The sequence below is a fragment of the Candidatus Villigracilis vicinus genome (genome assembly GCF_016702885.1).
Classification (GTDB): Bacteria; Chloroflexota; Anaerolineae; order Anaerolineales; family Villigracilaceae; genus Villigracilis; species Villigracilis vicinus.
Genome location: NZ_JADJDD010000012.1, coordinates 141,227 through 152,433, shown reverse-complemented (window position 1 = coordinate 152,433; position 11,207 = coordinate 141,227). Strand labels below are relative to the sequence as shown.

Here is an 11,207-nt window from a genome sequence, read left to right as displayed (position 1 = left end):
TGCATCTTCACAGGCTGGCGCACACCCGGCAAGGCGGAGGGTACGCTCGGCACGCCGTTCATCATCGCTTCGATCTGGACCAGCCCGAAGGCTTCGGTGGAGTTGAGCGAAGGCACGGTGATGACGTCGAGGTTCGGGTACACGGCGGATAACTGGACGGGGTCGAGGTTGCCAAGGAAGGTCCACTGTCCCTTGATCTCGTATTCACGGATGCGCGGGAACAGGCGGCTGAAATATGCCTGTTCGCCCATCACATTCTCATGCTGCCCTGCATACAAGACCTGGGCATTGGGATATTTTGCGAAGATGGCAGGCAGGGCGTCGAGCAAAATTTCCACGCCTTTTTCGGAGGCGAAGCGCGTGACCATGCCGATGACGGGGCGCTTCGTCTTTGTACGGTGACGTTCGGCAAAGGCGGCAACCGCTTCCGGCGTTGACTCAGGCATCTGGACGGGCGGCAGGATCGGGGTCAGTTTTGAAGCGTAACGGGAGAGATAAGGAGAATGGTCGGCATAATCCCGGGTATAGGTCACGATATGATTCGCCAGCCTGCCCGCCATGTTATTTTGAAAATCCAACACGAAGTTGACGAGGCGGTTGAACATGCTGAGCGGAAGCTGGACGTCGCAGTGATAGGTCAGGATAGCTGGTTTGCCGAAGAGCCGCGCGCGAAAGGCGACTCCGGGCGCGTCAAACTGCGGCAGGTGCAGGTGGACAATGTCGTTTTGCCAGACGAGTTTGGTGGCGACGAAACCGAACGCCGGGGCGATGACTCCCTTGCTGATACGGGCAATGACCGGCACGCGGATGATGCGCACGCCGTCCATCATTTCCTCGAGCGGAAGCGATGGGTCGTATTGCGTGGTCATCATCGTGACTTCATGCCCGCGTTGTGCAAAGGCGCGCGCAAGCCGTTCGGCATAAATGGTAAGACCGGATGTATGCGGGCGGTAATACGTTAATACAGTCAGTATCTTCATTTGGTTTTTCGTTTGACAGGGTTCTTCATGACCTGCATCAGGTATGGCATATCCATGCCGAGTTTTTCGAAGGCGCGTTTGATTTTGACCAGCGCCATATCCTTTGCGATGTGATGATCGGTGGCGGCATAATTGATCCAGAATTGAACGGTCAAGTCGACCGAGGATTGCCCAAAGGTATGGAATAAGACCCGCGGCGCGGGGCTTTCCATATATCCGTCGATGGACTTGATTTCCCGGAGGATCGCCGCGCGGACCTTTTCGGTATCCGCTTTGTAGGGAATACTGACTGGCAACTCCACACGGAATCCGTTCGTGCGGCTGTAGTTGATGATGGGTTGGGCAAGCACATCGGCGTTGGGTAGAAAAGCGAGCAGACCATTGCGCAGTCTCAACTCTGTTGTGCGCAGACCGATCTTGAGCACCGTGCCCTCATGTCCGCTCAAGGTCACATCGTCGCCGACCTTGAAAGGCTGTTGGATCAGCAGGATCACGCCGGACATGAAATTCTGCATGATGTTTTGCAGGGCGAATCCGATGGTAAAGCCGATGATGCCCAACCCGGTCAGGAAGGCCGTCACGTTGAAGAAACGCTGCAAGGCGGTGGTGAAGCCGAGCGAAATGATCGTCCATTTGAGGATCTGCGAGAGCAGGTGCGAAACCCCGGGTTCGGCGTTGCTTCTTTGCAGGACGCGGTTAAGCAAACGGCTCAACCAGACGCCCGCGTAATAGCTTGCCCCAAAGATCAACAGGGCGGTCAGGATATTGGTGAAAGAGGGGAGATTTGCAGGCATGGGTCAACAGCGCACGAACGGATATGGTTTCATTTTTTTATTTTACCCATAAATAACCTGTAAAATTCGGGGTCTCACTCCGAATTTTACAGGTGTCGTTCCAGGTCTCTAAAATAGATTTTTATTTGCTTTCACCCACTCAAACAGTTTATTGACCCCATCTTCCACGCCGATCTTCGGCTCCCAGCCGAGTTCGTTTCTGGCTTTCGAGACATCGGCATAGAACACACGCTGGTCGCCAGGACGCCAATCGCCGCGCGCGACTTCAATCGTATCGCCAAGCAGTTTTTCGAGCCGCGGACCGAACTCTGCCCAAATGGACATGACATTCGATGGTCCGCCGCCGAGGTTGTAGACCTGCCCGCGGGCGATGTCAATTTTTTCAACGGCGAGATCGTAGGCATTGATCAGATCGTTCACATGCAAAATATCGCGGACTTGTTTTCCGTCGCCGTAGATGGTGATGTCCCGTCCCATCACAGCGGCGATGATGAACCACGCCACCCAACCCTGATCTTCGATACCAAACTGACGCGGTCCATAGATGCACGACTGCCGAAATACAACCGTTGGTAAATCGTAGATACGGGCATAGTCGCGCACGTATTGATCGCCCGCACCTTTGCTGCAGCCATAAGGCGAATGAAAATCGAGCGGCTGGGTTTCAGGGCAGCCGGTCACCAGGTCCTTGTAACGCCAGCGGGTGGGTTCCTCGAACAACTCCACTTCTTCCATGCCGCCATATACCTTGTTGGTGGATGCGTAGATGAAAATCGGATTGCGCCCCGAGGCGCGCGCGGCTTCGAGAACATTGAACGTGCCCAGCGCATTGGATTCAAAATCATCCCGTGGATCGGTGACGGAGGTGGTCACCGCGACCTGACCCGCCAAGTGTACGATCACATCGGACTTTTGGGCTGTCTCAGCGATTCTGGAGGCGTCTCTTACATCCCCGACGATCACGTCGAAAGCCTTCTCCCCAAATTCGGCTTTCAGCCATTCCAAATTGCGCGGAGCGCCGCCGCGCGAAAAATTATCGTAGATGACAACTTTCTCTCCGCGTGCCAGCAGTCGGTGGACATAGTTCGAACCGATAAAGCCCGCCCCGCCGGTGACAAGATATTGTTTTCTCTTTTCCAATTCAACTCTCCGGAATTTCCGTCTGTTCCTTGTTCCTTAAATTCATCAGTTGCTGATAGATACCCGAAAGGGTCTGCCCTTCGCGCATCAGCCCGATGCCGCCAATCACAACGCTGTTCAGGTAGTTATACAAACGCGCCGTCAACGCCACCGCCAGCGATGTGGACTGGTCGCCGGTGAAAAGGAATAATGCTCCGCTGATCGCGCCCTCGAACGTGCCAACTCCGCCGGGCAGCGCCGGGATCGCTCCGCCGAATGCCGCTGCGCCGAGCACGAAGAACATCCAATGGAATTGGGCTTGCGGGAAGAATGAAAGCGTGACCAGGTGATAAGCGACCATTGCCATGAACCAATTAAGCGTCATCCAGAAGAGGAAACGCAGGAAAAGCCAGCCATCGGTCAGCACACCCAAACCCATCAGAAAGGATTCAAGGAAACTGCCGCCGATCTTCTCCAAAAACTTCCAGCGTTTGCTGAGTTTGTGGAAGACATCCAAAGCCCATTCACGGTTGCGAGCCAGGGCGTACATCATCACCAGCCCGGCGACCATTATGCCCCCGATGATGTAACCGATCTGCGCCGAACTTTGCCCCTCGGTCACATACGTCAACCCGATCAATAGCATCCCGGCGGAGAAGAGCAGGTCCATCACACGCTCGATGACGATGGTTGGCAGGATCTCGCTGAAGGTCATACCGGATTTGCGGCTGAGCAGAAAGACGCGCCCCACTTCGCCGAGGCGGAAGGGCAGAAGGGCGTTCAACAAATATCCTTCGCCTGCCGCGAACAGAACATCAGAGTATTTGGGTTTGTCACGCAACAGGGTCTGCCAGACCTTGGCGCGTACTCCCAGCCACAGGAACGACAAAACCGCCGACCCTGCCAGAATGCGGTAGTTCGCATTTTTAATGGATTCCCACATGGTTTGGAAATCGACAAAATACAGCAGGGCGGCGATCAGACCGATGCTGATGAGCGCGCCGGGGATCAGGCGTTTTATATTACTCGGGGGTTTATGCATGGGGTTCCTTACAAATCACGCATCATTTAATCCGTGGTCCGTGATGCGTAAAGATCATTCGTCTTCCAGCTTCAATACCGCCATAAAGGCTTCCTGCGGGATTTCAACATTCCCAACCATCTTGAGCCGCTTCTTGCCGCGTTTTTGTTTCTCGAGCAATTTCTTCTTGCGCGAGATGTCGCCGCCGTAACATTTCGCGAGCACGTCCTTGCGTGTGGCTTTGACGTTGGCACGGCTGATGATGCGTCCGCCGGATGCAGCTTGAACGGCAACGTCATACAACTGGCGCGGGATCAAGTCTTTGAGTTTGGTGATGAGGCGCTGCCCCTTGTGATACGCGTCCTTCTCATGGACGATGGCCGCCAGCGCATCCACTGGTTCGCCATTGACAAGAATTTCCAGCTTTTGCAGCTTATCAGCGCGGTATTCGAGGAATTGGTAATCGAGCGAGGCGTAACCTTTGGTGCGCGACTTGAGATGGTCGAAGAAGTCCACAATGATCTCGGAGAGCGGGATTTCGAAATCGAGTTGCACACGATGCGGAGCGGGGTGTTCCTGCTGTTTAAAGATGCCGCGCCGTTTGGTGACCAGGTCCATGATCGGACCGTAATAGTCGGTCGGCGTGATGATCTCGATGTTCATCCACGGTTCGCGCACCTCGACGATCTTGCCGGGGTCGGGTAATTCGGCGGGCGAATCCACTTTGACGACTTCGTCGCCAATGGTCAGCACTTCATATTCTACAGAGGGCGCGGTAAAGAGAACATCGAGCAGGTATTCGCGCTCAATACGTTCCTGAATGATTTCCATGTGGAACAGACCGAGGAAACCGGCGCGGAAGCCGAAACCCAACGCCTGCGAGGTTTCGGGCTGGTAGGTCAAGGAAGCATCGTTGAGTTGCAGTTTTCGAGCGACTCACGCAGTTCAGTGTAATCGTCCGCTTCGACAGGATAGATACCCGCGAAGACCATCGGTTTGGGGGTAAAGTATCCGGGCAGGGGTTCGGCGACGGGTGCAGAGGCAAGCGTCAGCGTGTCACCGACCCGGCACTCGTGGACAGTTTTGAAGCCGGTTGCGACGTATCCCACTTCGCCCGAGCCAATGCTGTCCACGGGTTTCATGCCCGGCGCGAAAATACCAATTTCCACCGGGCGCAGGTCGGTGTTGGTGGAGAACATGCGCAGAACGTCTGTGGATTTGATCTTGCCCTCGAATACACGGATGTAGGCAACCACGCCTTTATAAGAGTCGTAATGCGCATCGAAGACAAGCGCGCGCATGAGAGCCTCATCCGCATCTTTCGGAGCAGGGACGCGTTCAACAATCGCTTCGAGAATGGCTTCAACATTGATGCCTTCTTTGGCGGAGACGCGCAGAACAGAATCCGGGTCAATGCCGAGCAGGAGCCGACATCTTCCGCCACCTCGTCGGGACGGGCGGAGGGCAGGTCGATCTTGTTGATGACGGGGACGAGTGTCAGGTCGGCATCAAGCGCTTGATAGAGATTCGCCAAGGTCTGGGCTTCGATCCCCTGGGTCGCATCCACGACAAGGATCGCGCCTTCGCAGGCTTTGAGCGCGCGGCTGACTTCGTACCCGAAATCCACATGTCCGGGGGTGTCGATCAGGTTCAGTTCGTATTTCTGCCCGTCTTTGGCGTTATAGAACATGCGCACAGCCGACGCCTTGATGGTGACGCCTTTTTCGCGTTCGAGGTCCATCGAGTCGAGCGCCTGCTCGGTCATGTCGCGCTCGGAGACGGTCCCCGTCAGTTGCAGGAGCCTGTCTGCCAGCGTGGATTTCCCGTGGTCTACATGGGCGATAATGCAGAAATTGCGGATGTGATCGGTCATACGTCTTTCGATTTTCTGTAAAAGGTTTATGGAGGCAACCTGGAACACCATTTGAACCGCGGAAAAGCAGAGTGACGGAGTTTTCAAGACTTCTGCCTGCGTTTCCGCGCCTATGTGGTTTGACATGGTTGCTTCAAGCCAGTTTTATTGCTCGGATATTTTGAAAGGCATAAATTGCCTCAAGAGCGAACGAAGTATACCCGATTAAAGTTGAAGACTCTCCGCCGGGAGTGCTGTAGACAATCATGCCTATGACCCTTGTATGATGGAAAAAACCAAAACCCGGGAGTAGAATCCTGCGTATGTAGTAGCGTCAAGGAGAAAAAATGGAAATCCTACTTACATTGTGCATTGGGGGAGTTGGCGTTCTCTTCCTGGTCCTTCTCACAGGAATCCGCTTCATCCCAAACAACCGAATCGGTATCGTTGAAAAACGCTTCGGCGGCAAGTCGCTGAAATCCGGCTTGATTGCCTTGAACGGAGAGACGGGCTTCCAGCCGCAGGTTCTGCGCGGCGGTCTGCATTACCGGATGCCCGTTCAATACGCGGTGCATATTGCGCCGCTGGTGACGATCACCCAGGGCAAAGTCGGCTATATCTTTGCTCGCGATGGCGCTCCGCTCGAACCGGCACAGGTGCTGGCTTCGAACGTGACCGCCCATGATTTTCAGGATGTGACCAACTTTCTGAAAAACGGCGGACAGAAAGGTCCCCAGCGCCTGATTCTGCGTGAAGGTACCTATGCCTTCAACCTGATGCAATTTGTTGTCATTACAGAAGAGCGTGTGTACTCCCTGCCGCTTAGCCGCGATGATACGGCTGTGATCGTGCGTATGGCAGAAGTCATCAAGGAACGAGATGGGTTCCGTCCGGTCATCATCAAGGATAATGATGATGAGATCGGCATCGTGACCGTACATGATGGATCATCGTTGCCGCAAGGCGAGATCATTGCGCCGGTGGTTGGGGATAACCCTGAGAAGGCTGATGAATACCATAACAAGTTTCAGGATGCCGACCGCTTCTTGAAAGCGGGCGGTATGCGCGGACGCCAGTTGCAGGTGCTGGTGGAAGGCACCTACTACGTCAACCGCTTGTTTGCCACTGTAGAGATGATCGAGAAAACCGTCATCGATGTTGGTAATGTGGGCGTGGTCGTTTCATATACGGGCGAGCAAGGGGCTGACCTCTCTGGCACGGAATACCGGCACGGCGAATTGGTGACCCGCGGACAGCGCGGTGTGTGGAGTGAAGCGCTCCTGCCGGGCAAGTATCCGTTCAATACCTATGCAGGCAAGGTCATCCCTGTGCCGACCACCAACTTCATTTTGAAGTGGATCAAGAACGAGGTCGGCTCGCATAACTTCGATGAGAACCTGAGCGAGGTGGCGCTCATCACCAAGGATGCCTTCGAGCCGACGCTCCCACTTTCGGTGGTGGTGCATATCGACTATAAGAAAGCGCCGTTGGTCATTCAACGTTTCGGCGACATCAAAAAACTGGTCGAGCAAACCCTAGATCCGATGGTAGCGGCGTACTTCAAGAACGTCGCGCAGACCCGCACGCTGATTCAGTTATTACAGGAACGCAGCAACATCCAGCAGCAATCCAGCCTTGAAATGAAGACCAAGTTCGAGCACTACAACCTTGAGTTGGAAGAAGTTTTGATCGGTACTCCGTCTTCGCATGCAGGTGACAAACAGATCGAAACCATCCTGACCCAGTTGCGTCAACGCCAGGTGGCAGAGGAACAGGTCGAGACCTATTCCCAGCAAGAGAAAGCCGCCGTCAAAGAACGCGAACTGCGTGAAGCCGAATCGCGAGCTGCGATGCAAGGCAAAATGACCGAAGCCGAGTTGAGCATTACGATCCAGTCGAATCAGGGTAAGGCGGAGTATGAACGCTCCATCCAGCAGGCGCAGCAGATCCGCGCACTGGCAGAAGCGGAAGCCGAGAAGGTCGCTCGTGTGGGTATCGCTCAGGCGCTCGCCACCGAAGAACAGGTACGCGCCTATGGTGGTCCGCAGTTCCAGGTGACTCAGCAAGTGCTCAACCGCTTTGCCGAAGCCATTCAAGTATCCGGCGTGGACGTGGTTCCGCGTGTGGTGGTGGGCGGCAGCAACGGCGAGAATGGCGGCGGTCAATCTGCCAATATCATGGAAGCTTTGCTGACCATGCTGCTCTCCGACCGCTTTGGTGGGCTGGCAAAGGAAAATGAGTCGACTCAACGCTCACCTGATGTGGAAGCCATGCGTGAGAAGATTCTGAAAGACATGCAAAAGAAGGATGATAAGGGCGAGAGCAAGAAGCCTTAGGTCGCAAAATAAAAAGAGGGTCACTACAAAGTGACCTCTTTTTAAGATTACACTCAGGTTGCTGTCTTTGCTTGCGGCCAGCCCGCCCGCGTCTTTGCGTAATTTTGTGGAATTCAAGGGCAACCTGGTACTTATGGATCGAATAAATGTAAAAGGGAATGTTATCGCCTTCCCAACCATCCACGGTTCGCTCCCATTTCATACCCATTTTTTCAGCAACTCGTTGGGAGGCGATATTCGCGGGGTCAATCAAACAGATCAGACGTGATAAATTTAATGTCTCAAAGCCATATTGCAAAATGGCTTGCGCAACTTCGGTCGCCAAACCTTGCCCCCAAAAATCTTGAGCCAGCGTATACGCTACTTCGACGTCATATTGTTCTTCGATTGTCCAAGGTAGCAAGCCGCAGCGTCCGATGAATTTGCCTGTCTCTTTATGGATGGTCGCCCACAAACCCAACTCAGGGTGGCGCGGATGCCCATGCATGTGCCATTCCAATTCCTCTTGGGCTTCTTCGCGTGAACGCGGCGCATCAGGAATGTACTTGGTAATGTTCGGGTTTTGATACAACGCCCACAGGTCATCCAAATCCGAAAGGACTTGATGACGCAGGACAAGCCGGGGAGCTTCAAGAATGACTGTCATGTTATTTCCTCACGATCGCATACATTTCCAAGTCGCTGGGCTTGCCTTTCCATACTTGATAACTGCGCAGCAGACCTTCGAACTGCATTCCCGCTTTGAGCAGGACTTTTGAAGACGCTCTATTTTCAGGCAGGATCACCGCTTCGATCCGCGCCACGTCCAGTTTCTCGAACCCATACCGAATCAACGCCTGAAGCGCTTCGGTGGCGAGTCCCTGCCCCCAGTAATTGCGCGCGATGGTGTAGCCCACTTCCACTTTGCGGTTATAGCCCGGTTTGTTGATATTGATAATGCCGATCAGCTTTTTATCTTTGCTGTGTTCAATTCCCCATGCCCAAAATCCATGTTTTTCATAAGCTTCCAGAAACTCGTTTAGATTTTCGCGAGCTTCTTCGATATTCTTGTAATGATCCCACGGGGTGTGATGGTCAATTTCAGGGTCGGAGGCGTACTCGTACAGATCGTCGAGGTCGGAAGAAGCTAGGACACGCAGAAGCAGGCGCGGGGTGGAAAGAAGCGGGAAGTCAGGGAAGCGAGTTGTATCCATTTCTGCATTATAGATTCATCCAGGAGAAAACACCCCAGGACAAAAGTCCCAGAGGTTTGAGGCGGGGTCTGTATTGCATAGGAGGGAATATGTCTTTTGGCATAGGCGCAATCCTCCCTGCGAGACTGGGGTAATGAGGCGGGCTGTCATAAGATAGGGGCACAAAGGAGTTTATTATGTCTCAAGATTTAGTGATCGATATCAAAAATGTGACCGCTGCTTATGGAACTCTGACCGCCCTCAATGGCGTGAGTTTATCGGTGCAGAAGGGCGAGATCTTTGGCTTGCTCGGACCCAATGGAGCGGGCAAATCCACACTGCTGGCATGTGTGGAGGGATTGCACACCCCATCGCAAGGTGAGGTTCGAGTCGGCGGAAGCAATGTTCAAAGTGACCCCATGGCTGCCAAGAAGCGGCTGGGCATCCAATTGCAAAGAACCGCCCTGCTCGACGATCTGACCGTTGCGGAACTGGTAGAGGTATATGCTGCCTTGTATGAAGTGTTTCTGACAAAGGCACAAATTGACGACCTGCTTACGCGGTTTGACCTGCTCGAGAAGCGAAACATACTTGCCCGCCGTCTCTCTGGTGGACAACAGCAACGCCTCTCTCTCGCCGTAGCCATTGCCAACGACCCTGAGATCGTCCTACTCGATGAGCCGACCTCCGCATTGGACCCGCATGCCCGCCGCGCCGTATGGAACGAAATCCGCACGTTGCATGATGAAGGACGCACGATCGTGTTGACCACACATGCCATGGAAGAAGCCGAAGCCCTGTGCGGACGCATCGCCATCATCGATGGCGGCGAGATCGTGGCTTGCGATACACCCAATGCATTGATCGCCAGCCTTAACCTGAACGCGACGTTGAAAGCGACGGTGGAACTGCCGCTTGAGCAGGTCTATGATCTGCCTCACGTGAACGGCGCCCGGTATTCAGGTCAGCACCTTGAAGTGGAAACTTCCAAACCTGAAGAGACTCTGTCTGCTTTGCAGGCATTGGCGGCAAAGTCGGGTCGCTCGATCCGCGATGTGATGCTGAGGCAACCCAATCTCGAAGATGTCTTCTTGAAGCTAACGGGTCGGCAGTTATCTGAGATCGGATAACAACCGCGCTGTAAAAAACTTAATGATTTAAAAATAAGGAATCCTCCCATGAAACGCTTTCTCATTCTTACCAAATCGCTTGCCCTCATTCAATTGCGGAATGGAGCGGTATTGTTCTGGAACTTCGCATTCCCGGTGCTATTGATGTTGATCTACGGGGTGGTGATGAGTCAATACATGAAGTATATGACCCCCGGTGTGATCGTGCTCAACGCCCTGAGCTTTGGTCTGGTTGGCAGCTCCACGATGATGCTCGAATTAAGGGAAAAAAGCATTCTGCGCCGCTTACAAGCCACCACCCTGCCTGCCTGGCAACTCATCACCTCCTACTTGCTGGTCAATATTGTCATTGGCACCATACAAAGCACACTGATCCTTATTGTAGGCGCAGTCTTTTATGAAGTCCCGGTCAGCGCTACCAGCCTTTTACTGGTGTACCCTATGATCATCATCAGTTTGCTGACCTTCATGTCACTGGGCGGCATCATCAGCGGCGTCGCTCCCAAGGCAGGGACCGCCACAGCGGTTGGAATGACGATCTACTTTCTGTTGATGTTCATCAGCGACATGGTCTTCCCCGTCTCGTCTCTGCCAGATAACGTGAAGGAATTCGTGCCCTACCTGCCCGCCTACCCGGCTGTGCAATTGGTGCGCTCGGCAATGATCGATGCGACTCTCGACGAAAAATGGGTGACATACCTGCTGCTGCTGGCTGCTTATGGTGTCGTTGCCACGTTGATCGCTTCGCGCCTTTTCCGCTGGGAGCCGAAGGCGTAACATTCCCTCATCCACTCAACCGGAGT

At 53.9% G+C, this 11,207-nt stretch carries 8 protein-coding genes and 2 pseudogenes; 3 read left to right on the top strand and 7 right to left on the bottom strand.

Going from position 1 to position 11,207, the window contains the following annotated elements; genetic code table 11:
• From IPG80_RS12205 to lepA, 5 genes and pseudogenes are all read right to left on the bottom strand, one after another.
• Positions 1–980 (bottom strand): glycosyltransferase family 4 protein (locus IPG80_RS12205; RefSeq protein WP_345107057.1); only part of this gene is annotated, 980 nt, incomplete at its 3' end.
• Positions 977–1,774, bottom strand: a complete 798-nt coding sequence (locus IPG80_RS12200; RefSeq protein ID WP_345107055.1) for a mechanosensitive ion channel family protein — start codon at positions 1,772–1,774, stop codon at positions 977–979. The genes IPG80_RS12205 and IPG80_RS12200, both read right to left, overlap by 4 nt.
• 108 nt (positions 1,775–1,882) lie before the next feature.
• Positions 1,883–2,914 carry a GDP-mannose 4,6-dehydratase gene (locus IPG80_RS12195; RefSeq protein WP_345107053.1) on the bottom strand — a complete coding sequence of 344 codons (1,032 nt, stop codon included), beginning with the start codon at positions 2,912–2,914 and terminating at the stop codon, positions 1,883–1,885.
• A 1-nt stretch (position 2,915) separates the two neighbouring features.
• Positions 2,916–3,935: a lysylphosphatidylglycerol synthase transmembrane domain-containing protein gene (locus tag IPG80_RS12190; protein ID WP_345107050.1), complete on the bottom strand. Its 1,020-nt coding sequence runs from the start codon at positions 3,933–3,935 to the stop codon at positions 2,916–2,918.
• 54 nt (positions 3,936–3,989) lie between these two features.
• Positions 3,990–5,787: pseudogene (lepA, locus tag IPG80_RS12185) on the bottom strand (translation elongation factor 4).
• Positions 5,788–6,113: 326 nt separating this feature from the next.
• Here lepA and IPG80_RS12180 point away from each other — a divergent pair.
• On the top strand, positions 6,114–8,102 hold the full coding sequence (locus IPG80_RS12180; protein ID WP_345107047.1) for an SPFH domain-containing protein: 1,989 nt from the start codon (positions 6,114–6,116) through the stop codon (positions 8,100–8,102).
• A 208-nt stretch (positions 8,103–8,310) separates the two neighbouring features.
• On the opposite strand, the pseudogene IPG80_RS12175 reads toward IPG80_RS12180, so the two are convergent.
• Positions 8,311–8,748 (bottom strand): annotated as a pseudogene (locus IPG80_RS12175) (GNAT family N-acetyltransferase); the annotation flags it as partial.
• A gap of 1 nt (position 8,749) precedes the next feature.
• Positions 8,750–9,295 carry a GNAT family N-acetyltransferase gene (locus IPG80_RS12170; protein ID WP_345107044.1) on the bottom strand — a complete coding sequence of 182 codons (546 nt, stop codon included), beginning with the start codon at positions 9,293–9,295 and terminating at the stop codon, positions 8,750–8,752.
• Positions 9,296–9,471: 176 nt separating this feature from the next.
• On the opposite strand from IPG80_RS12170, the gene IPG80_RS12165 reads away from it, so the two are divergent.
• Together IPG80_RS12165 and IPG80_RS12160 are read left to right on the top strand one after the other, a co-directional pair.
• Complete coding sequence (locus IPG80_RS12165; RefSeq protein WP_345107042.1) at positions 9,472–10,404, top strand: ABC transporter ATP-binding protein; 933 nt, start codon at positions 9,472–9,474, stop codon at positions 10,402–10,404.
• A gap of 48 nt (positions 10,405–10,452) precedes the next feature.
• Positions 10,453–11,181, top strand: coding sequence for an ABC transporter permease (locus IPG80_RS12160; RefSeq protein WP_345107040.1), 729 nt, complete (start codon positions 10,453–10,455; stop codon positions 11,179–11,181).
• Positions 11,182–11,207 lie beyond the last annotated feature (26 nt).

Coding starts and splice junctions, on each gene's coding strand:
- IPG80_RS12160 (WP_345107040.1), top strand. CDS start 10,453: ATGAAACGCTTTCTCATTCTTACCAAATCGCTTGCCCTCATTCAATTG.
- IPG80_RS12170 (WP_345107044.1), bottom strand. CDS start 9,295: ATGGATACAACTCGCTTCCCTGACTTCCCGCTTCTTTCCACCCCGCGC.
- IPG80_RS12200 (WP_345107055.1), bottom strand. CDS start 1,774: ATGCCTGCAAATCTCCCCTCTTTCACCAATATCCTGACCGCCCTGTTG.
- IPG80_RS12190 (WP_345107050.1), bottom strand. CDS start 3,935: ATGCATAAACCCCCGAGTAATATAAAACGCCTGATCCCCGGCGCGCTC.
- IPG80_RS12180 (WP_345107047.1), top strand. CDS start 6,114: ATGGAAATCCTACTTACATTGTGCATTGGGGGAGTTGGCGTTCTCTTC.
- IPG80_RS12165 (WP_345107042.1), top strand. CDS start 9,472: ATGTCTCAAGATTTAGTGATCGATATCAAAAATGTGACCGCTGCTTAT.